17 protein-coding genes and 14 tRNA genes are annotated in these 20,732 nt (G+C 35.2%); 24 read left to right on the top strand and 7 right to left on the bottom strand.

Annotation, left to right across the window (positions count from 1 at the left end; all coding sequences use genetic code 11):
• Window positions 1–120 precede the first annotated feature (120 nt).
• From EAG08_RS06555 to EAG08_RS06530, 6 genes are all read right to left on the bottom strand, one after another.
• Window positions 121–777, bottom strand: coding sequence for a S41 family peptidase (locus EAG08_RS06555; RefSeq protein WP_164998533.1), 657 nt, complete (start codon window positions 775–777; stop codon window positions 121–123).
• 47 nt (window positions 778–824) lie between these two features.
• The gene (locus tag EAG08_RS06550; protein ID WP_129534753.1) at window positions 825–1,157 is read right to left on the bottom strand and encodes a hypothetical protein; all 333 of its coding nucleotides are present in this window, start codon (window positions 1,155–1,157) and stop codon (window positions 825–827) included.
• A 4-nt stretch (window positions 1,158–1,161) separates the two neighbouring features.
• Window positions 1,162–1,599: a MarR family winged helix-turn-helix transcriptional regulator gene (locus EAG08_RS06545; protein WP_129534752.1), complete on the bottom strand. Its 438-nt coding sequence runs from the start codon at window positions 1,597–1,599 to the stop codon at window positions 1,162–1,164.
• Between the two features lie 187 nt (window positions 1,600–1,786).
• Window positions 1,787–3,208: a D-xylose transporter XylE gene (gene xylE, locus EAG08_RS06540; RefSeq protein ID WP_129534751.1), complete on the bottom strand. Its 1,422-nt coding sequence runs from the start codon at window positions 3,206–3,208 to the stop codon at window positions 1,787–1,789.
• A gap of 119 nt (window positions 3,209–3,327) precedes the next feature.
• Window positions 3,328–4,656, bottom strand: coding sequence for a xylose isomerase (gene xylA / locus EAG08_RS06535; RefSeq protein WP_129534750.1), 1,329 nt, complete (start codon window positions 4,654–4,656; stop codon window positions 3,328–3,330).
• Window positions 4,657–4,839: 183 nt separating this feature from the next.
• Complete coding sequence (locus EAG08_RS06530; protein WP_129534749.1) at window positions 4,840–6,327, bottom strand: xylulokinase; 1,488 nt, start codon at window positions 6,325–6,327, stop codon at window positions 4,840–4,842.
• Between the two features lie 299 nt (window positions 6,328–6,626).
• On the opposite strand from EAG08_RS06530, the gene EAG08_RS06525 reads away from it, so the two are divergent.
• The 3 genes from EAG08_RS06525 to EAG08_RS06515 all read left to right on the top strand — a co-directional run bounded on the left by EAG08_RS06525 (window position 6,627) and on the right by EAG08_RS06515 (window position 8,847).
• Window positions 6,627–7,340, top strand: coding sequence for a DUF434 domain-containing protein (locus EAG08_RS06525; protein WP_129534748.1), 714 nt, complete (start codon window positions 6,627–6,629; stop codon window positions 7,338–7,340).
• Between the two features lie 2 nt (window positions 7,341–7,342).
• Window positions 7,343–7,993 carry a hypothetical protein gene (locus tag EAG08_RS06520; RefSeq protein WP_129534747.1) on the top strand — a complete coding sequence of 217 codons (651 nt, stop codon included), beginning with the start codon at window positions 7,343–7,345 and terminating at the stop codon, window positions 7,991–7,993.
• Window positions 7,994–8,061: 68 nt separating this feature from the next.
• The gene (locus tag EAG08_RS06515; protein WP_129534746.1) at window positions 8,062–8,847 is read left to right on the top strand and encodes a TatD family hydrolase; all 786 of its coding nucleotides are present in this window, start codon (window positions 8,062–8,064) and stop codon (window positions 8,845–8,847) included.
• Between the two features lie 55 nt (window positions 8,848–8,902).
• Here EAG08_RS06515 and deoD read toward each other — a convergent pair whose 3' ends face one another.
• Window positions 8,903–9,613 carry a purine-nucleoside phosphorylase gene (gene deoD / locus EAG08_RS06510; protein ID WP_129534745.1) on the bottom strand — a complete coding sequence of 237 codons (711 nt, stop codon included), beginning with the start codon at window positions 9,611–9,613 and terminating at the stop codon, window positions 8,903–8,905.
• A gap of 401 nt (window positions 9,614–10,014) precedes the next feature.
• Between deoD and EAG08_RS06505 the strand changes: the two genes are divergently transcribed.
• From EAG08_RS06505 to EAG08_RS06415, 21 genes are all read left to right on the top strand, one after another.
• Entirely contained in the window at window positions 10,015–10,674 is a 660-nt protein-coding gene (locus tag EAG08_RS06505; protein WP_129534744.1) for a hypothetical protein, read from the top strand.
• Window positions 10,658–11,791 (top strand): AAA family ATPase, encoded by a 1,134-nt coding sequence (locus EAG08_RS06500; RefSeq protein ID WP_129534743.1) that lies wholly within the window; start codon window positions 10,658–10,660, stop codon window positions 11,789–11,791. Before EAG08_RS06505 ends, EAG08_RS06500 begins: the two co-directional genes overlap by 17 nt.
• Window positions 11,764–12,507, top strand: a complete 744-nt coding sequence (locus tag EAG08_RS06495; protein ID WP_129534742.1) for a hypothetical protein — start codon at window positions 11,764–11,766, stop codon at window positions 12,505–12,507. Before EAG08_RS06500 ends, EAG08_RS06495 begins: the two co-directional genes overlap by 28 nt.
• Complete coding sequence (locus tag EAG08_RS06490) at window positions 12,498–14,897, top strand: hypothetical protein (RefSeq protein WP_129534741.1); 2,400 nt, start codon at window positions 12,498–12,500, stop codon at window positions 14,895–14,897. Before EAG08_RS06495 ends, EAG08_RS06490 begins: the two co-directional genes overlap by 10 nt.
• On the top strand, window positions 14,881–16,002 hold the full coding sequence (locus tag EAG08_RS06485) for a hypothetical protein (protein WP_129534740.1): 1,122 nt from the start codon (window positions 14,881–14,883) through the stop codon (window positions 16,000–16,002). The genes EAG08_RS06490 and EAG08_RS06485 overlap by 17 nt, the downstream gene beginning before the upstream one ends.
• Complete coding sequence (locus EAG08_RS06480) at window positions 15,993–16,562, top strand: hypothetical protein (protein ID WP_129534739.1); 570 nt, start codon at window positions 15,993–15,995, stop codon at window positions 16,560–16,562. The genes EAG08_RS06485 and EAG08_RS06480 overlap by 10 nt, the downstream gene beginning before the upstream one ends.
• Window positions 16,559–17,578: a tetratricopeptide repeat protein gene (locus EAG08_RS06475; RefSeq protein ID WP_129534738.1), complete on the top strand. Its 1,020-nt coding sequence runs from the start codon at window positions 16,559–16,561 to the stop codon at window positions 17,576–17,578. The genes EAG08_RS06480 and EAG08_RS06475 overlap by 4 nt, the downstream gene beginning before the upstream one ends.
• A gap of 863 nt (window positions 17,579–18,441) precedes the next feature.
• Window positions 18,442–18,509 (top strand) — tRNA-His (locus tag EAG08_RS06465).
• A gap of 7 nt (window positions 18,510–18,516) precedes the next feature.
• Window positions 18,517–18,590, top strand: a tRNA-Arg gene (locus EAG08_RS06460).
• Between the two features lie 8 nt (window positions 18,591–18,598).
• A tRNA-Lys gene (locus EAG08_RS06455) sits at window positions 18,599–18,672 on the top strand.
• Between the two features lie 4 nt (window positions 18,673–18,676).
• Window positions 18,677–18,750, top strand: a tRNA-Arg gene (locus EAG08_RS06450).
• A gap of 5 nt (window positions 18,751–18,755) precedes the next feature.
• Window positions 18,756–18,840, top strand: a tRNA-Ser gene (locus tag EAG08_RS21305).
• 198 nt (window positions 18,841–19,038) lie between these two features.
• A tRNA-Pro gene (locus EAG08_RS21300) sits at window positions 19,039–19,110 on the top strand.
• Window positions 19,111–19,116: 6 nt separating this feature from the next.
• Window positions 19,117–19,188, top strand: a tRNA-Glu gene (locus EAG08_RS06445).
• Window positions 19,189–19,193: 5 nt separating this feature from the next.
• Window positions 19,194–19,267: transfer RNA gene (locus EAG08_RS06440), tRNA-Met, on the top strand.
• A gap of 8 nt (window positions 19,268–19,275) precedes the next feature.
• Window positions 19,276–19,347, top strand: a tRNA-Asn gene (locus EAG08_RS06435).
• A gap of 581 nt (window positions 19,348–19,928) precedes the next feature.
• Window positions 19,929–20,012: transfer RNA gene (locus tag EAG08_RS21295), tRNA-Tyr, on the top strand.
• An 83-nt stretch (window positions 20,013–20,095) separates the two neighbouring features.
• Window positions 20,096–20,168: transfer RNA gene (locus tag EAG08_RS06430), tRNA-Glu, on the top strand.
• Between the two features lie 136 nt (window positions 20,169–20,304).
• Window positions 20,305–20,378 (top strand) — tRNA-Leu (locus EAG08_RS06425).
• 20 nt (window positions 20,379–20,398) lie between these two features.
• A tRNA-Phe gene (locus tag EAG08_RS06420) sits at window positions 20,399–20,471 on the top strand.
• 6 nt (window positions 20,472–20,477) lie between these two features.
• Window positions 20,478–20,550: transfer RNA gene (locus EAG08_RS06415), tRNA-Gln, on the top strand.
• The last annotated feature ends 182 nt before the right edge of the window (window positions 20,551–20,732 follow it).

Below are 20,732 nucleotides of genomic sequence, written 5' to 3'. Positions count from 1 at the left end.
AAAGAAAATATTGTTTAAAAAATCAGTGAATAAGACAGAATTTGAGATCTTTTAAAGTAAAAACCACTGAATTTCCAGTGGTTTAATTTTATTTGATAATGGATGAGTAATTCAAAAAGATTATAATTGCTCTTCTAATTTCAATATTTTTTCTTTAATCTCATTTTCGGTCAATTCTGTTTTGGTGTTTGATTCTAATAGGTTTCCAAGTGCTATAATTTGCGCTTTTACGAGTGCTTTTTCAGAACTTATTTTCACATCTGCATCAATTCCTGTATGTTCCCAATTCGTATTGGTGATTGTGTTTTTTTCTATAGAAATTGGGATGAAGAGATGGTATTTTTTACCAATAAAAAATGCTTTCACAGGATTTGCTGCGCCATAAGTTTTATCTCCAATTACTGTTGCAATTTTATGTTTTTGCAAATTATAGGCTAATGCTTCAGCCGCAGAAATGGTATTATTGTTTACAAGGAGGTATATTGGTTTATCTAAATACTTTTTGCTATTTACTTTTTTAAATGTGTACTTCTCTTCGGTTTTATTATTATATCTGGTGTAAATCTCACTTAATTTAATTCTTTCATTAAAAAAATAACTTAAAAATAGCCTTACCATTTTGCCATCACCGCCTCGATTGTTTCTTAAATCTATAATCAATGCATTTGTATTTGAAACAAAATTCATCGTCGCATCAAGAATTTGCTGAGCAGATTTGTTTCCTTCGGGGAATCCGGTGTATTCTATATAACCAATATTTCCGTCTAATCTTGTCACTTTTTCAAAGCCATAATTCCATTGTTTATTGATCGCATCATATTCTTTTAATATTTTTTTTCATCAACTGGTTTTTTTTCATCTTCCTGACTTGGGCGGTATAAAACATTGAAATGTAAATCGTTTCCGTTTTTGGTTAAATAAATTGAAAGCGCTTTTGCAAATTCTGCATCACTAAGATTATCAAAAGTTTTAAGTTCTATTTCTGATTTTAATTTTTTAGAAAGCTGACTTGCTACATTTTCAAAAATATAGTATTCATTAATTTTATCTGCAATTTCAGTTATTTGTTTATTTCTTTCAGCCAAATTTTGAGCATTTGCTCTTGAATTAAAACAAAGTATGGCGGAAAGCAATACTAGATTAAATAATATTTTCATTTTCTTAAAGTTTACAATTAGTAATTATTTTATTCAAAATTTTATCAAGCAATTCAATTTCTTCTGCGGAGAAACCATTTAATGCAGTATTTCTATTGATTAATACAATCGGGCTTATTAATTCCAGAGTTTTTTTGCCTTTCTCAGTTATTTGAAGGTTAAATTTCCGCCTGTCTTCAGTGTGAACAGTTCGATTCAGATAATCTTTTTTCACCATCAGTTCTATCATTCTCGTGATAGATGCATTGTCTTTAAATATCAGATTTGCAATTTCATTTTGAGAGATTTTCTCATCCTTGCTTAGGATTATCAAGACTAAACATTGATCAACGGTGATATCTTTTACAACTTTTGAAATATTTTTCTGAGATAATTTTCTATAATCTTTAATGGCTTTTTCTAATAAATAAAGAACAGTTCCGGTTGGGTTTTTTTGATTCATTATAATTTATTTGATACAAATATAATTGACATATCAATTATATAAAAATTATATTTGATTTAAATTATTTTATATATTCATTAGATCTTCTTTATAATAATATTTAAGCAGTCAATAAGCCCTTGAATAAAACAAAAGCCACTGAATTAGCCAGTGGTTTATTTGTTTTAACAGTAAAATTAAATGCTTATTTCTCCCAAACCTTCTCGATTTCCTCAAGAGATTTCCCTTTGGTTTCGGGAACCCATTTCCATACGAAGAAAAGTGAAAGAACACTCATCACGCCATAAAATCCGTAAGTAAATGCTCCACTGAATTCCATCATAAAAGGATAAGTAGATGAAATTAAATAATTAGCAGCCCATTGAGCCGCAACAGCAATTGCGATCGCGCTTCCTCTGATTTTATTAGGAAAGATTTCTGAGATCAAAACCCAGCAAATCGGTCCCCAAGACATCATAAAAGAAGCCGTGTAAACGATGATAAATACCAAAGTTAAAGTTCCGATGATTTGATAATACGATAAAATCGCAATCGCAAACATTCCAATTGCCATTCCAACAGAACCTACGATCAATAATGGTTTTCTTCCCCACTTATCAACCGTGAAAATAGCAATGACGGTAAACACAACATTCACCAATCCCATGACAACGGTCTGCAGCATCGATGAATCTTTGTGAACACCCATACTTTCAAAAATCCTTGGAGCGTAGTATAAAGCTACGTTAATTCCCACAAATTGTTGGAAAACAGAAAGCAAAATTCCGATCACAATCACGGTTTTCCCGAAGGCGAAAATTTCACTTTTATGTTCAACAACAGTACTTTTTATCTCAGAGAAAATTTCTTTCCCACGCGCTTCACCATTGATTTTGGTTAAAATTTTCAACGCCTCCGCATCTTTATTAATGAACGTCAGATAACGTGGCGTTTCAGGAACGAAAAACAGCAGAATTCCGAATAGCGCAGAAGGAATTGTCAGTGATAAGAACATATATCTCCATCCTATTTCGTTGATCCATTCTACGGTTTTTCCGCTTGCGATGCCCCAGTTCACAAAGTAAACCACAAGCATCCCGAAAATAATGGCAAACTGATTCAGTGATACCAGTTTACCACGTATTTCGGCAGGTGCAATCTCACCAATGTACATCGGGCAGACCGCCGAAGCCAGTCCTACACCGATTCCACCAATGATCCTATAAAAATTAAATGCCAGCAAAACACCCATAGAATGTTCGCCTTGTTTGAAGAGTAAAAATTCAGGATACGCCGCTCCCAATGCGCTGATGAAGAACAAAAATGCTGAAAGCATCAATGATTTTTTTCTTCCCAGCTTCGTGGAGATCATTCCGGAAATAGCGCCACCAATAATGCATCCAATCAATGCGCTCGAAATGGTGGCTCCGTGTGCCAATGAACTCAATCCCAAAGGAATAATCAGATATTCCTGAATCGATTTTTCGGCTCCGGAAATCACTGCGGTATCGTATCCAAACAAAAGTCCTCCCAAAGTGGCGACCAATGTGAGTACAGTAACGTACAGCATATTGATCTGCGCCTTTGTTCCTGAAGAATATTTAGGACCGGAATCTATTATCTGCATAGTTTGATTTAGTTAAATTGTTAAATTAAAACACAAATTGCACAATTGTTTAACTAATTTCACAAATATTTTATTAGTGTTATTTGTGAAAATTATTTGTGGCATTCGTGTTTAAAAAATTATAAATACTGATTAATAATACTCTCAAGATATTCCTGTTTTCCACTTTCTCTACCAATTTCACCAAGCCCTTGAGCGTAAGTGGCAAGATCGGTTAAAGATAAATTTCCGTTTTCGAAATCCTTTCCTTTTCCACTGTCGAAAGAAGAATATCTGTTGGTTCTGATCTCAGAATATTTTGATTTTTCTAAAATTTTATCTGCAGCTAAGAAAGATCTTGCAAAATTGTCCATTCCGCTGATGTGAGCGATGAAGATATCTTCAAGATCCGTAGAGTTTCTTCTGATTTTTGCATCAAAATTAACACCTCCACCTTGGAAACCTCCAGCCTGAATAATCACCAACATCGCCTGAGTCATTTCGTACAAATCAACTGGGAACTGATCTGTATCCCAACCGTTTTGGTAATCTCCTCTGTTCGCATCGATGCTTCCCAAAACATTGTTGTCAGCCGCTACCTGAAGTTCGTGCTCGAAAGTGTGTTGAGCCAAAGTAGCGTGGTTTACTTCAAGATTTAATTTAAAATCATTCAGTAAATCATACTGACGAAGGAAATTCAGACAAGTTGCAGCATCAAAGTCGTACTGGTGTTTTGTAGGCTCCATTGGTTTGGGCTCAATGAAGAAAGTTCCTTTGAATCCCTGAGCTCTTGCGTAATCTTTAGCCAAATGTAAAAACTTAGCCATATGTTCCTGCTCACGCTTCATATTGGTGTTTAGTAAAGACATATAACCTTCACGACCGCCCCAGAATACATAGTTTTCTCCACCTAATTTGATGGTTGCATCCAAAGCATTTTTCACTTGTCCACCAGCGTAAGCCAAAACGTCAAATGAAGGATTGGTAGCCGCGCCGTTCATAAATCTTGGGTTTGAGAAACAGTTCGAAGTTCCCCAAAGCAACTTCACCCCTGAAGCAGCTTGCTTTTCTTTAGCGTAATCGGTGATGAATTCTAATCTTTTGGTAGATTCTGTAAAATTATCTGCCTCGTCAATCAAATCATAATCGTGGAAACAGTAATAAGGAACACCTAATTTTGTGAAAAATTCGAAAGCGGCATCCATTTTTTCTGTCGCTCTTTGTTTTGCATCAGAGGCAGTTAGCCAGTCAAATTGCTGAGTTCCTGCACCGAACGGATCTCCACCAGTTGCGCAGAATGTGTGCCAGTAAGCAGACGCAAACTTGAAATATTCTTTCATTGTTTTTCCACGAACCACCAAATTCTCATCGTAAAATTTGAATGCCAACGGATTGTCTGATTCTCTTCCCTCAAACTTGATTTTTTCTATACCCTTAAAATACTCTTTGTTTCCTGTTGTAATTGCCATTATTTTGATTTTATATTTTTATTGATTTTTTTTAATTTGGGCAGCTATTTCCGCCTTCCACTCCCGCTTTTTTCTGAAAAAGCCAGCGCATTTCCCATTCATTTTTTCAGAAAAAGAGCTCCGTTCAAGTCGGGCTGCGAGTTTGTCATATGACAAATGAATGTTAATCCATCATAATTGAAACTATGAACCACTTATCACTTGCTCCAATTTATTTTTCCATTGACCATAACTTTCTCTGTACTGGTCCATATTTTTAAAGTCAGGAATGTAAGTGGTGGTAATATCTTTTTCGGTTAAAATATCATTTAAGGAATCAAATGCTCCCGCTCCTATTGCCGCTGCTCTTGCTGCTCCGGTTGAACCTGTCGTGTCGAAGATTCTGATTTCCGTATCTAATAATGTTGCAATCGATTGCGCAAATAGTGATGAACGAAATAAATTATCACCACCAGCTTTGATGATGCCTTTTTCTAGACCGTCATTCATCAGAATTTCAGTTCCATAAACGAAAGAGTAGGCGATGCCTTCCAATCCGGCTCTGAACAAATGAACACTTTTGTGACGGTTAAAATTCACATTATAAGTTGATGAACCGATGTCTTTATTTTTCAAAACTCTTTCAGCACCATTTCCGAATGGGAGAACGATAATTCCGTCTGATCCGATAGGAATTTGTGAAGCTAAATCATTTAATTCCTGATAAGAATGTCTTTTTTGATCTACCTGATGACGTAACCAGCTGTACTGAATTCCTGCACCATTTAAACAAAGCATTTTTCCGATTCTCGGTTGCTCTTTGGTGTGATTGATATGCGCAAAATTATTCACTCTCACAGATTCTTTAGAATGAATATTATCGGTCACCCCATAAACCACGCCTGAAGTTCCTCCTGTTGCAGCGATTTCTCCAGGATTCATGACGTTTAGCGATAACGCATTATTTGGCTGATCTCCGGCTCTGTACAAAATAGGAATTCCTTCCGGTAAACCACTTTCTTCAGCGCCCTGTTTTGAAACCACACATTGCTCTGTGAAATTGTCAACCACTGTTGAAACCAAAGATTCATCAATTCCCCAATGATTCAATAATGTTTTTGAAGCCTGATATTTCTGGAAATCCCAAAGTACACCTTCTGAAAGTCCGGTAACTGTAGTCGTTGCTTCTCCGCTTAATTTTAAAGCAATAAAATCTCCAGGAAGCATAAACTTCCAGATTTTTTCATAGACTTCCGGCTCATTTTCTTTGACCCATTTTAGTTTTGAAGCGGTGAAATTTCCCGGTGAATTCAAAAGTTTATTCATACAAACTTCTTCACCCAGATCATCAAAAGCTTGGTCACCAGTTTCTACCGCACGGCTGTCACACCAAATGATTGATGGACGCAAAACTTCTTTGTCCTTACCCACCAAAACCAAACCGTGCATCTGATAAGAAATCCCGATTCCTTTGATTTCATTTTTATCGATGTGGCTTTCTGCAATTATTTTTTGCGTCAGAATTCTCAGGTTTTGCCACCAGGCTTCCGGATCTTGTTCTGCCCATCCGATTTTTGGTGAATTGATAGGCATTTCTGTTTCCGGATATTTAGCATGTGCAATTACTTTTCCATGTTCGTCAACAATTGAAGCTTTCAGCGAAGAACTTCCAACATCATATCCTATAAACATTTTTTTGATTTAATATTTGTTAGTGACTAAATGTAATAATTTTATAATATAAATGAGATTTTTATTTTAAATTCATAATTTTTTATGATAAATATCTATTTTAAATGCTTGTTTCACAAGGGTTTTTAAAATACTAGTTATCTTATTTTTTATGATAAGGTAGTTTGCTTTTCGTATTTTTTACTCTAAGAATTTTACCGAAAAAGGCGAGTGAATCTGCAAAATGGGTTAATCTCCAGTAAAAAATGAGATTTTAGAAATAAATTACAGGATTTGGACTTAAAATATTATTTTTGAATATGAACAACAGAAATCGCGGGAAAAACACGGGCGACGATACATTATTTTCTTTACAAAAGCAGATCGACAAACTGAAACTGGCAAATCAGGATATGCAGTATTTACTAAACCGGGGCTATGCTGAAAAGGCTTCGTCAGATTTGGTGGGGAATCATTACAGATTAAAAGCCCGTCAGATTCAGGCATTGCGTGGAGCCTCAGCTTCTGAACTTCAGATTCACAATAGAAAATTAAAGGAGCTGGAAATTTCAGATTTAAAAAGCAAAACGATTTATCTTGATGGCTTTAATGTTTTGATTTTGTTGGAAAGTTTACTTTCAGAGGCTTATATTTTTGAAGGAACTGATGGTTGTTTTCGTGATCTGTCCGGCGTTCACGGAACATACAAAAGAGTAAATCAAACACAAAAATCGATTGAACTGGTTGTTGCATTTTTCAATAAATCACACGCTGAAAACCTGATCTGGATTTTCGATAAACCTGTTTCAAACAGCGGAAGGATTAAAGAAATGATTTTAGATTTTGCTAAAGAAAATTACCTCAATTGGAAAGTAGAATTAGAGTTTAATCCGGATAAATATTTAGTTGGAAATGCAGAAATAATGGTGTCTTCCGATGCCTGGATTTTAGATAACTGCAGAAATTGGTTTAATCTTGTGGGATATTTAATTAATGAAGAAAAACTTTCAGTCAATCTTGTGAAAATGTTTTAATCATGAATTTATTTAAAGAATTGATTCCATTCTTTTCACGCGAATGGAAAGAAAAATATCAATCGATTTTAGCTTGGGAACAGCTCAATAGTTTAAGTGAAAATATTCAAAAATTTAAAGACAATACTTTAGATTTAAATCTTCCTGTTTTCAATGAGGAAATAAAAATTGACCGAGATGAAAGTTTTAATCAGTTCATCGATGTTTTCAATTCAAAAAAATCAGATGAAATGAAAGCCAGAAGATTAGAAGAAATTCCATTTGAACATTGGCTGAATATTTTAGGACATAGACTGACTTCGGCAAGTCTTCGAGATGAAAATGCAATTCCACCAATGAAGAAAATGTTGATTGAAGCCTGTGAAAAGCCTTTTAACAATGAAATTATCATCGCACAAAGAGCCTGGGAAAAGCATGTAGGAAGAATGAATGACGAATTTTGGGGCGAAGTAAAAGGAAATAATCAAAAGAAACAACAAATGGTCATGGAGAAAATTAATTTCATTTTAGATCATAAAACATGGTGGAATGTTTTCTATCATTATAAACACGAATTGGTTTTTGAGGTCAGAGAAAAAGATGGTCACGGAATCCGGTGGAGCCATGGAGGGGAAAATCTGATTGGCTTTTTGGAGGGTTTTATGAATGAATGAAAAAATATTTTTTATTGCGTAAAAAGATTGCGCAGTTTCATTTTAGTTTTGCCAACTAAAATTTAATTATGAACACATTTATCGATATTGGCATTAATCTGACCAATAAACAATTCAACAACGAACACGAAGAAATCATCAATCGAGCTCTCGACAATGGAGTCGAACAAATGATTCTTACAGGAACAAGCGTCCGTGGAAGCAAAGAATCGGCGGAAATCGCAGAAGATTATCCAGAAATTTTATTTTCCACGGCTGGAATTCATCCTCACGACGCAAAATCTTATAACAACGAAAGTAGCAATGAATTAAGGAAATTATTAAAACAAGACCACGTCGTTTCAGTCGGAGAATGTGGATTGGATTTCGACAGAGATTTTTCTCCAAGACCCATTCAGGAAAAATGCTATCGTGCTCAATTAGAATTATCAATTGAAATGAATAAGCCTCTTTTTCTTCACGAAAGAGCAGCTTTCAAAAGATTTAACGAAATCACCGACGAATATCTATCCAAACTTCCAAAAGCTGTGGTTCACTGTTTTACCGGAACTTTACAAGAAGCAAAAACTTATCTGGATAAAGGATTTTACCTAGGATTTACCGGAGCAATAAGCGATACCAACAGATTTAAACATTTGGAAGAAGTGATTAAATATGTTCCGCTCGACAGAATGATGATTGAGACCGATGCGCCCTTTATGCTTCCGAAAAATATGCCGAGAATACAAAGCCGAAGAAACGAACCGCAATTTTTGCCTTATGTTGCCCAGACAATTGCCCATCTCAAAAAAATAAGTATTTCAAAGGTTGCCGATGAAACTACAGAAGTCGCAAGAAATTTTTTCAGAATATAAAAAAGAGCTCTACTGATCAAGTAAAGCTCTTTTTATTTATAGCGATTGTTTCTTATTAAATTACTTTCAAAGCAGCTTCCAAAGCCAGTTCAATCATTGGTTTTAACGCTTTTTCTCTTTCGTCTGCCGAAATAAATTCTTTGGTCGGAATAATATCAGAAACTGTAAGAATTGTCGCTGCATTTTTACCTAAATATTTTGCATTGGCAAACAATCCGAAAGCTTCCATTTCTACTGCCGGACAATTGTATTTGGTTGCAATTGCTGGAGTTGCAGGATCTTTTCTGTAGAAAATATCACTGCTGTGAATGTTGGTTGCTTTAGCATTTAAAGATAATTCTTCAGCTGTTTCATTGATGATGTCAAAAATATTTCCCTGATGAGACATAACTTCCTCTTCAAATCCCCACGCGTATTTTGCATACGTACTTTCACTTGCTGCATTTTCAACATTGAGAATATCAAATAATTTCACATCACTCGAATATCCGCCACAAGTTCCGATTCTGATAATCGTGTCAACCTCATACTCTGTGTACAGCTCAAAAGAATAAATTCCGATACTTGGAAATCCCATTCCGCTTGCTCCCACACTGATTTCTTTGCCTTTGTAAGTTCCGGTGTAATAGAAAATACCTCTCGTTTTACTTACCAGTTTTGCGTTTTCAAGAAAATTTTCTGCAATATACTGTGCACGAAGCGGATCTCCAGGCTGCAAAACAACTTTTGCGATCTCTCCTTTTTTGGCACTGATGTGTACACTCATATTTTTGTTTTAAATTTCAGCAAAGATAAAAACTTTTTAAATGGTATTGCATGAAACAAAATAGTAAACCAATTCCAACTGCGCATTGCCAATTATTCATTACTCATATTTAGGAGCTATTTCCTGCTCTCCGCAATCGCTATTTTTCGTGTTTCGGCGCGACGGCAAGCCGCCGCGCCGAAACACGAAAAATGAGCTCAAACAAATGCTGCGATCAGGGCTAGGAAAAGGCAAAATCAGCATTCTCAGAAACTTGTCTCCTGAATTGTGCTGGCGATGCCTCCCTCTTAATTTTGAATTATAAATATTTCGATAAATTAAAGCAAATGGAATAAAATTTAATTCTTAATCCTTGATTTAAAGTTTTATTCTCAGCAAAATAATTATATTTTTGTCATATCATGGAAATGAAATCCCCATTTTTAGACACTTTATTTCTGCTTCGGAAAGAAGAATGTATTACTATTTTTGAAGAAGTAAAAAAGATCTCTCCCAAAGAGGAGCAGGAAGCGGCAGCATATTTTGAAACTGAATTTGAAAAAGAAGGACTTGAATTTTTATCTGATCAGATTGCGTTTGATAGAGATTCTGCAGTTTGGGCAGCAAAAATTTTGTATCACAGCGTGCAGCTTTATCTTGTTCGTGAAAATACAGAAAAAGATCTTGCTCGGTTGATTTCGCCATTTAAAGGGAAATTTACACTTTCATCAAAATTATCTGCGGATTTATCACTGAGATTTTTGCCTCAGATTATTATAGCTCTGAAAAATCTGGATGCAGATGATCCGCTGATTCCACTTCTTGAAACTATTTTGCAACAGTTTCATTATTCCGGGATTGAGGCAGATTTAGATTTAGAAAAACTTAATTGGGAACAAGAGCTTCAAGATAAAACATACAGGAAACTCTATCTCGAAAGAATTGTAGAAAATAAAGTCTACAGACTGGCTGAAATTCCATACATCAACGCTTTGCTGACTGCAGAATTCGGATGGTATAAAAATGTTTTCTGGAAAGAATTAAAAATAAATAACACTGATCATCATGACTCAAAATATTGAAAAACTAAATAATGTTCTTAACTACGTCAAAGATACTTTCGTTGGGAAAAATGACGTCGTAGATTTACTCGGAATCTGTTTGCTGGCAAGGGAAAATGCATTTTTGTACGGACCTCCGGGAACAGCAAAATCCGCTTTGGTAAGAACATTAGCGAAAACCTTAAAAGATGGCAAAAACTTCGAATATCTTTTAACCAGATTTACAGAACCGAACGAGATTTTCGGACCTTTCGATATCAGGAAGCTGAAAGAGGGAGAACTTTTCACCAATACAGACGGGATGATGCCGGAAGCTTCGCTGGTTTTTCTTGATGAAATTTTTAATGCGAACTCGGCGATTCTGAATTCGCTTTTGATGGCTTTGAACGAAAAGATTTTCAAAAGAGGAAAAGAAACGAAACATTTACCTGCATTAATGTTCGTGGGCGCAAGCAATGTTCTTCCCGAAGATGAAGCATTGAATGCATTATTCGATCGTTTTCTTGTGAGAATCAATGTAGATTACGTACATCCTGATCTTCTTCAGCAAGTTCTTTTGGCAGGAAGAAAACTTGAAAACGATATAGATTCAGACATTCCTGAAATTTTGGCTCATGAGATAAAAGAACTTCAGGGATTATGCAAAACTGTAGATTTAAAGCCAATTTATGAAGCATATCTTAATGCCATTATCAGCCTTCGCAATACGGGAATTACCATTTCGGATCGTAGAGCGGTGAAAATGCAGAATTTGATCGCCGCAAGTGCATTAATCTGTGGTAGAAATGAAGCCATTCTTTCGGATTTATGGGTGTTAAAACATATTTGGGATACCGAAGAACAGATTGAAATTCTGGAAGGAATCATCAACAGAGTTATTGAAAAGGACGACAATCCGAAATCTCATCCGCAGGCATTGCAGAACAAAACTCCGAATCCTGAAGAAGTGATGAAAGATGTGAAGATACTGTCTGATCAATGGGAAAACGGGAGTTTGAGCTTCGAAGAACAAAATGTTATAAAAGACAAACTGAGATATCTTCAAACCCGTTGCGATTGGATCGCCAATGGAGAACAGAAACAGTATATTCAAAAAGAAATTGAAAGCTTATGGCAGAAGATTCTTCAGAGCGCTTAAAAGAATTTTGGGCTGAGATTTCCCGTAAAGATGAATATTCTTTAGGGGTAATCCGCGATTGGAAAAATATTCAGATTGCGGGAGATGATGATCTTATCTGGCTGAAAGGCTTTACCGCTGAACAAGCTGTTTCTTCGGAATTGAGGCAGCTTCCCAATTTTATATTGTATGAATTAAAGAACGGACTTTTATTCAGAAAAAATGCATTGGTTCCAAGTAAAAAAGTGAGAACAGGCTTACTTTGGTCACCGATCGATAAGGCATTAAAGCTGACTTTTCCTGTTTCAAATAATAATTTTTTCGGAATTGAGGAAAAGATTGAAGTTCATCTCAAGAAAGGAGAAAATGAATATCCTGCAGCAGCACTTTTATGTTCAATTGATGATGTTAAAGATAAAATCATTGAACTTCCGAAATTTAAGCTCGAAAAACTGCAATGGATGATCATCGATGACAAAGCATTATTTTTAGGAAATCCGTTGTTAGGCTTTCCGGGGAAGACTTTTTGGATGAAAGACAATCATCTTTTACCAAGCGGATTTGATTTTGAATTTAAAAATCTGAGCTCACTTTTACACAAAAAATATAACAAAGATTCCGATAAACTAATGGTCTGGAGTGAAAACGGAAGTTATTTGGCTATTGATAAAAATGATTTCAGGAAACTCTCCGTAAGCTCATTCCGTTTGACTCAAAAAGCAAGAGAATGGATGTAGTAAGTTATTTTCAATCATACGAAGATTATTTCTGGGAGTGGATCACAGATAAGGATGCCCGTGATCCGTCGGGATATCTTGAGAATAATCTGATTTCTGTTTCTCATGGAGGAGGTGCGATTGCTTACAGACCGTATATTATAGAGGTTTTAAAAGAACTCCAATCACAAGGTTTTCCGCCTTTCGGAGCTTTTCTTCTGACAATGTATGCAACTCAGGACGGCTATCTGAATCTGGATGGAATTTTTTATTTTTTGAGAAAATATAGAACTGAGGAAAGGAGTACATTTAATCTGGATATTCAAAACGCCTGTCAATTGCTTGAAAATCTTAGCAAAATAGGGGATTCGATGAAGAAAGGGCAAAACAGGATCAATCTTTTTCAGACTATTTTTAAAGATTCTGGTTACTCGGTTTCTGCTGAAGACTCAGAATACATTTTGACCTCTTATTACAGAGGACCTCATAAGATTGCTGATGCTGCGCACAAGCTTCCACTGACAAAAGATATTTACCATAAAGATATTGAGACACTATCATTTATTCATAAAAAATTTCCGACGACAGAATCAATTATTAAGGCCATGCGTGGTTTGGTTGACGAACCGGAAATTAAAGAAGAAATAGGAGAACAGCAAACGACAACAGAATCTGAAAAAGACTTTATTCAGGAGCTTATTGAAGAACCTAAAACTTTTCAGATCGGAAGTTTAATTAAAAGAATCTGGAGCGGTCTGAAAATCCCGATGCGGCATCTTTCTCCCGGTGCACAACCAATTGGCGGCGTTTCAGATATTACCAACAAAGGAGATCTTCACAGAATGCTGTTGTCAGAATTTGCCAATGAAGATGAGGTTTTTATGAACCGTGTGGCGAATAATGAAGCATTGTATATTCAACGCGAAATTCCGCCCGAAGAAAATGTTTTTGAAAGAATTATTTTAATAGATACTTCCCTGAAAAACTGGGGAACTCCGAAAGTATTGTCTTTCGCTTCGGCTCTTGCCGTGATCAAACATCCGAAAGCACATTCGGAGTGTAAGGTGTATGCCTTGGGACAATCAAGCATTGCTATGACATTAGACCTTGTGGAAGAGGTTATTGAAAATCTGAATTTGGTAAGCGGAACATTAGATGTTTCGGAAGCATTAGATTTATTCTTTAAAAAAGAACGTACAGAAAAAGATCTGGAAGTTTTCTTTATCACCAATCATGAAAATTTAGCGAATGAAAATCTGCAAAAAGTGATTCATGAAAACAGAAATCGACTTAAGTTTTTGGTAACCACGTCTGCAGATGGCGAACTGAATTTTTATAAACACCATCTAGGAGCAAGAAAGCACATTCAAAAGATAATACTTCCGCTGAAGGAACTTTGGGCAGATCCTCCACACCGAAAAAGTAAAAGGTCAGTGAGCCAGAATATTAAAGGTGAAAAAACAGATGTCCCTCTCAATTATCCTTTACTTTTTCCACTTCCGCAGCAACAGATTGCAAAGTTTATGTATGAAGGAGAATTTTTTATTTTAAGCAGTAAAAAGCAATTGCTGAGAACATACCTTTCAGATAATTATTACAATAGAGATTATTATGAAATTTATAAAATTCTCCGTGGCTGCGAGGTTTTGTTTGAAAATATATCTGTGAAAGACAAAGGAATATTTGCTTTGGCTAAAAATAAACAGCAACAGTTTATTTTATGTCAATATCAACAGGATAAAAAACTCATTTCAAAACTGAATATTGAAACTAAAGAATATTCCGAGCTTAATGTTTCCGGTTTTAATGTTCCGTTAAATATGGAATTGGTCTATTTTGACAGATATTTTTATTTGCATCAAAATAATTTGCCGACTATTTTTATGATTAATCTTGAAGGTGAAGTATCTGTAGATTTGGTGAGAAATGATCCTGAAATTCATAAAAATATAGAAAAAGTAAAGATTGAAGTCGATAAATTAAAGCAGAACAATTATAAATTTACCAGCAACTTTACCACGATTGGAATTAATGAAAATAATAATTTGGTGATTTCTAAATATGAATTAAAGTTTTGGGGAAGTTCAATGGCGCAGTATAAAAACCAATCTCCCATTGTGATGGTTGCCAATCAGAATAAAAATAAGTTCACTTTTTCAGACGGAAGCGAAATTGTTGCAGATTCTCGCGGAATGCTTACTTTCAGAAGTATTAATGCCAATATTCCCGAATTTTATATGCCGACTTCAACGCATACCGGAATGGCTTTGGCTTCTGAAACAGAATTTGGCGGTTATGAATATTTTTTACCGGATCATACTCTGCTGAAGGTAAAAACGATTGCAGAAATGTATGAAAATTACCTACAACCTTTTATAGATCAAGTATTGGAGTATGGAGTTGAAGATTAAACCCTTTCCGAAAAACAGTTATCCCAAAAGAGGCCTTCTCATCAGAAGTGCTTCACCTTTGGTATGGTTTCGTGAAATAGAATCATTGGGAATTGATCTGAATGTTGTGCAGACCTTTGCTATTCCTTCTCTTGAACCTAATGTTTTGTATGGCTGTTTTCTTATTTTTGGAGGTCAAGCTCCCGAGGAAATTGGGAAGAATTCTTATTTTCAATGTTTTGATAATCAATTGTTCATTCCAGAAAACACAGATTTTTATCCCAAGATAAATTCAGAAGACTGGAAAAATATTGATGCTCAATATATCATCATGCATCCTGATTTCGGATTTGTTAAATTAAATAAAACAATAGATTGGGTCACATTATTACAGAAATCGCCGGAAACAAAAGCAAAATTAAAAAAGCCGTCAAATAGTGTTTTCATTCCACAAAAAATCAGAAGCTTTAAAGTGGATATGAATGATGATGAGTTGCTTGAGCAGCTTCTTAATCCTACAACTGATGAAGATTGGATGAAAAATCTTCCATTCGATATGGAAAAGCTAAAAGTTGGAGATCAGGCCGAGATTTTGAAATATATAGAATACATTACAAAATATCCTGAGCGGGCGGTTTATTTAGGGATTCCATTAGATATTCATTCTACATTGCGAGGTGGTTTCGGAAATTTTGATTGGGGAATGTTTGGCGGAGCCGGAGGTGATAAAGATGATGGAACGCAAAATAAAAGATCACCATTGAAAATGACAGGGGCACAAAAGATGTTTGCCGTTTTCTTAGCACTTATTGTGATCATTATTTTTGCTTTTGAATTTGGTAAAAACCACGCGAGAAATGAACAGGTTTCTACAGATTTGTATAACGAGAGCACTGTTGAAATGGCTCCAGAGACAGAAAATAACGAAGGACTGATTTTTCAATCAGGTTTTACCGCTATTGATATGAAGGTTGATTCTGTATTTGGAAATGAAAGAAGATGGCTGGTTAATGATTATAAACAAACCTTCAATACTAGAGAAGGAAAAGCAGCAATGCTTTGGAAAATTGAAGAATACAGAGCCAAAGAAAAGAAATTCAGAGATTCATTAAAAAAATGTACCTGAAAAAAATAGAACATGTAGTAGATCTTAAAACAAGAAATTACCATAAAAAAATTCTGGATTCTATTCAGAAAGACCCATCAAACAAGATGTCTAAAATATCTAAAGAACTTCTTGCAGATGATATTCTGGAAATGAGAAAAATAATAATCAACGATTCTCTTGCAAGGATTTATGGCACAGACTATGAAACTAATCCTCAAATCGTATTCAATGATAATGTGCAGAATGATGCATTAAAAGCACCAGATGGTGCTCATGTTAAAAAAGAGATTTCCTTTTCCGAAATTGTCTGGTTGTTGCTTGCCGTTGTAGGTCTTGTGGGCGCGTATTCTTATTTTATCAGGAAAAAGCCATTTGACATGGGTGGGAGTTATGTTTCAGAAAGCATTAAACTGATTCTGATTGTCATATTGGGAAGTACCTTGCTGTATATTTTCTATCCTTTGATTGCTGCTTTCGGATACAATTGGCTGGTTTGGATATTAATTATTGGAGTCATTGTTCTTCTTTACCGTTTATTCAGTGAAGATATGGATGTTTTAAAATCAGGAAAGAAATGAAAAAGCAAAAGTTTATAGAAAAGTTTTTGACGGCCTTTTTTGTTCTTGTAATTTTTAAGGTGATTGCGATTTTTGCACAATTATCTCAAACAGATCTCGCAACTGTTATAGTAAGTTTGTTCAAATTTATATTTTTTGCCGCTGCTGCCATTGTGCTTATCGTTCTTCTGCAGAATCAAGAGAAAGATCCTCAGCCTCCTGCAACAAAGAATTATGGAGGTGGTGGTTTGTCTATAGATACTTCATTGTTTGACAAGCTGCGAAGTATATATGAAGATATAGCCAGAAAACACATTGAAGATAACGAATACAAAAAAGCGGCTATCGTTTACATGAATCTTTTAAAAGATAATTATCGTGCTGCCGCAACATTAGAGGAAGGCGGTTTTTATAACGAAGCAGCAGTTGTTTTTTTGAAAAAAGTATTAAGTAAAGCGGATGCAGCCAACTGTTATGTGAAAGCAAAACAGTATGATAAAGCAATTATTTTATACAAAGAGCTTCAGCAAAAAGAAAAAGTAGGCGATTTATACAAAGAAATCAACGATTCTGAAAATGCATTGATCTTTTATCAAATGGTAGTAGATGATTATCTACAGAGTCATCAGATGGTAAAAGCCTCTTTGGTATATCGCAATAAAATGGATAAACCGAACGAAGCCCAACAAATACTTTTACAAGGCTGGAAGGAAAATAAAGAAGCCTTCAATTGTCTTCAAAATTATTTTGCAAATATTCCTGAAATCGGTCAACTGGAAAACGAAATTCAGTATTTATATGAAAACACATCTCCCGACAAAAAATTGGTATATCTGGAAGCCATGAAAATTGAGTTTAAAAAAGACCAGCGATTACAAAAACCCACAAGAAATATTGCCTACAATATCATCGCAGAAAATATCAACAGCCGTTCCGAAATCGTCAATGAATTAAAACATTTCAATCCCGATGATGAAGTGATTTTAAAAGATATTTCGAGGTATAAAACAGGACGGAATAGAATGTTTAGGAATTAGAAGTAAAAAAATAAAAATACGCTTCTGTCATTGCGAACCGAAGGTGAAGCAATCTAAATTAAATAAACCCATTTTATGCTCAAGATTGCTTCCTAGCTTTGCTTCTCGCAATGACAAAATTAACAATTAATTAAGAAAAACATTTATCTTTGCACCAATAAAATTATGACAATACAAAGAGCACATATCAGTTTAAATCTATGCGATCGCCCTGTAATAAAGGGATCGTTTGGATATGAATGGATGATATTGGATGAGGCGAAATGTGCTTGCTTTGAAAATTATTTACTGTAAACTCGTAAAAATTTAATCAAAATACTGCAAAAACGCCTCGATGATCGGGGCGTTTTTTATGTTTTTAGGGCAGAAATTATTTAGAATGAAAAAAAACAACCATAAAAGTGAAAATTATTTAATCAATAATGAACAATTAATAAGAAAATAAAGCGTGATCAATAACCCGATGAGAGACAGTCATTTAGGTAATTATGATATCTGTAAAATATTACGGACAGAAATTCTGTACTCTAAAAATTGGGTGTAATTAATTGATTTTCAAATAGTTAATTGAAAAATAAATTTGTGAGTTAAAAAATTTCATACTTACTTTGCAACCGAAAATTAAAAGCAACACGTTTTTAATCTTTCAAAAAAACAATTTTTAACAAGAATATAATGAAACAATTACATAACATATCTAATCAGTATTCAAGACAACACGGACAAGAGCCGATGGGACTTGCGTGTATTCTTGATAGTGAATTTGTTGATAAAAGGTGCTTATATAAATGGGTCAGCTAATGTAGCGACACGTCAAAATATATAAAGCGCCTCCCGAAAAGAGGCGCTTTTTTTATGGTTTCTTTAGCTTATTTGGTAAAGCGCCGGTCTGTGGAACCGGAGAATAGGGTTCGATCCCCGGAGATACCCAAAGTGAAAATCTCATGGCTCAATTGGATAGAGCATCGGTTTACGACACCGAAGGTTGAAGGTTCGAATCCTTCTGAGATTACAAAATAAAATCTCATAGCTCAAATGGTTAGAGCACCGGTCTTTTAAACCGGGGGTTGAAAGTTCAAATCTTTCTGGGGTTACAAAGATCTCGTAGCTCAATTGGATAGAGCATCGGTTTTCTAAACCGAGGGTTACAGGTTCGAACCCTGTCGAGGTCACAAAAGGAGAGTAGGCAAATATTGGTTTGTTGCGGCTTACTGCTAATGAGTTCTACGACAGTAGTGAAGGTTCAATTCCTTTGCTCTCCGCAAAAAAGGTCTATTGAGGTAATGGTAACCTGCCTGACTGTCGCTCAGGCACTGCGAGTTCGAAATGCAAAGCATTCGTGAATTCAAAAGAAAAAATATATGTGATGATGAACAATCTCGCATAGACCGCAACGATTCACGGAAAAATTTCCGATCCGACTGTCTCTCGGAGAAGATTTTTGAAGTGAATCTGCAAAACTGGAAAGATAACGGTGGTTGTTTACCCGCCTTGGACGCGGGAGGTCATAGGTTCGAACCCTATTTTCCAGACAATTTGCTCCATTAGCATAGAGGTTAGTGCATTCGGCTTTCTACCGAACGACAAGGGTTCGATTCCCTTATGGAGTACAAACGATTTCGTAGCTCAATAGGTTAGAGTATCGGTTTCATAAGCCGAAGGTTGAAGGTTCGAGTCCTTCCGAAATTACAAAAAATGATTCTGTAGCTCAATGGTAGAGCGCCGGTCTGTTAAACCGGAAGTTGAAAGTTCGAGCCTTTCCAGAATCGCAAATAACTAAATGTTAATTGTTTCAAAAGAGAAAAGAAAAAGTTTGTCGAGAGCAGAAGATCTTTACGCCAAAAACACAATATAGACAGGCTTTTTCTTAACTCAAAAAATGAAAATTTAAAGGATGAAAGATGGATAAAGGAAGATGGAAGTTAATTAAACATAATATAAATTTTAGGTAAAATAAAGTTTGTCAAAGCGCAGAAGTTCTTATATCAAACAAAAATTAAGACAGACTTTATTTTTTAATGAAAATTTAAATAAAAAAAGAATAATCAATATGGTGAAAATTACTCATTACCTATTATTAATTATTCATAAAAACGATGGTTCGCCGAAGTGGAAGAGTCGGGGCGGTCTGCAAAACTGTTGTGAAAACTGAGTGGGTTTGAATCCCATAACCATCTCAAATAACTAAAATGAGATTAGTTCCGAAGAAAAAATAAAAGTTTGTCGAGCGTAGAAGTTCTTATATCAAACTAAAAAAATAATGACAAGCTTTGTTTTTCTTTAAAAAAATTAGAGTTAAAAGTTAATTGGAAAATTACTCATTACCAATTATTTATTACCCCTAAAAAAGGGAAGTACGCCGAAGTCGGAGAGTCGGGGCAGACTGTAAATCTGTTGCTTCATTGCTGAGTAGGTTCGAATCCTACTACTTCCACAAACACCGCTGATAATGTAATGGCAGCATGCAGGAAATGTACTCTTGTTGTTTAGGTTCGATTCCTGGTCAGTTGGTTAATTGCTCTATTCGTCTAACGGTTCAGGACGCCTGCCTTTCGAGCAGAAAACAAGGGTTCGATTCCCTTATAGAGTACTAGGTTAAATGGAAAAGAGAAAAGTTTGTCGAGCGCAGAAGATCTTTACAAATATAACAGGCATAGTTTATAAATATAGACAGGCTTTTCTCAGACCTAATTTTATAGATGATCAATTATCATTTATAAAAACTTGCGGGAATGGTGGAAATGGTAGACACACTTGATTTAGGCTCAAGTTTTTGGGGGTTCGAGTCCCTCTTTCCGTACAAAAAGTATTTAAAATCTTGGAAGAGTGGTGTAGAAGGTCTGCACGTTAGTCTGAAAAACTAAAGGTACAGGTTCGATTCCTGTCTGTTCCGCAAAACTGATTCATAGTGTAATTGGTCAGCACACAAGACTTTGACTCTTGTTGTTCAGGTTCGAGTCCTGATGAATCAACAAAAATTATCTGTCATCATTGAAAAAATGCTTTGTGTTCTTAGCTGAGTGAAACGCCTTTGCGAACTTTAATAGCAGTTAGTAGTAAAAAATCTTTGCGGACTTTGCGTTAAAATAAGCACTCTGCCGGATTACAGATATTCAAATAATAATTAATAAAAATTTAAACAAAACAAATTTAA

It is taken from the genome of Chryseobacterium sp. 3008163 (assembly GCF_003669035.1).
Classification (GTDB): domain Bacteria; phylum Bacteroidota; class Bacteroidia; order Flavobacteriales; family Weeksellaceae; genus Chryseobacterium.
The sequence above is the reverse complement of the archived record's forward strand: the minus strand, read 5'-3'. Positions and strand labels throughout refer to the sequence as shown.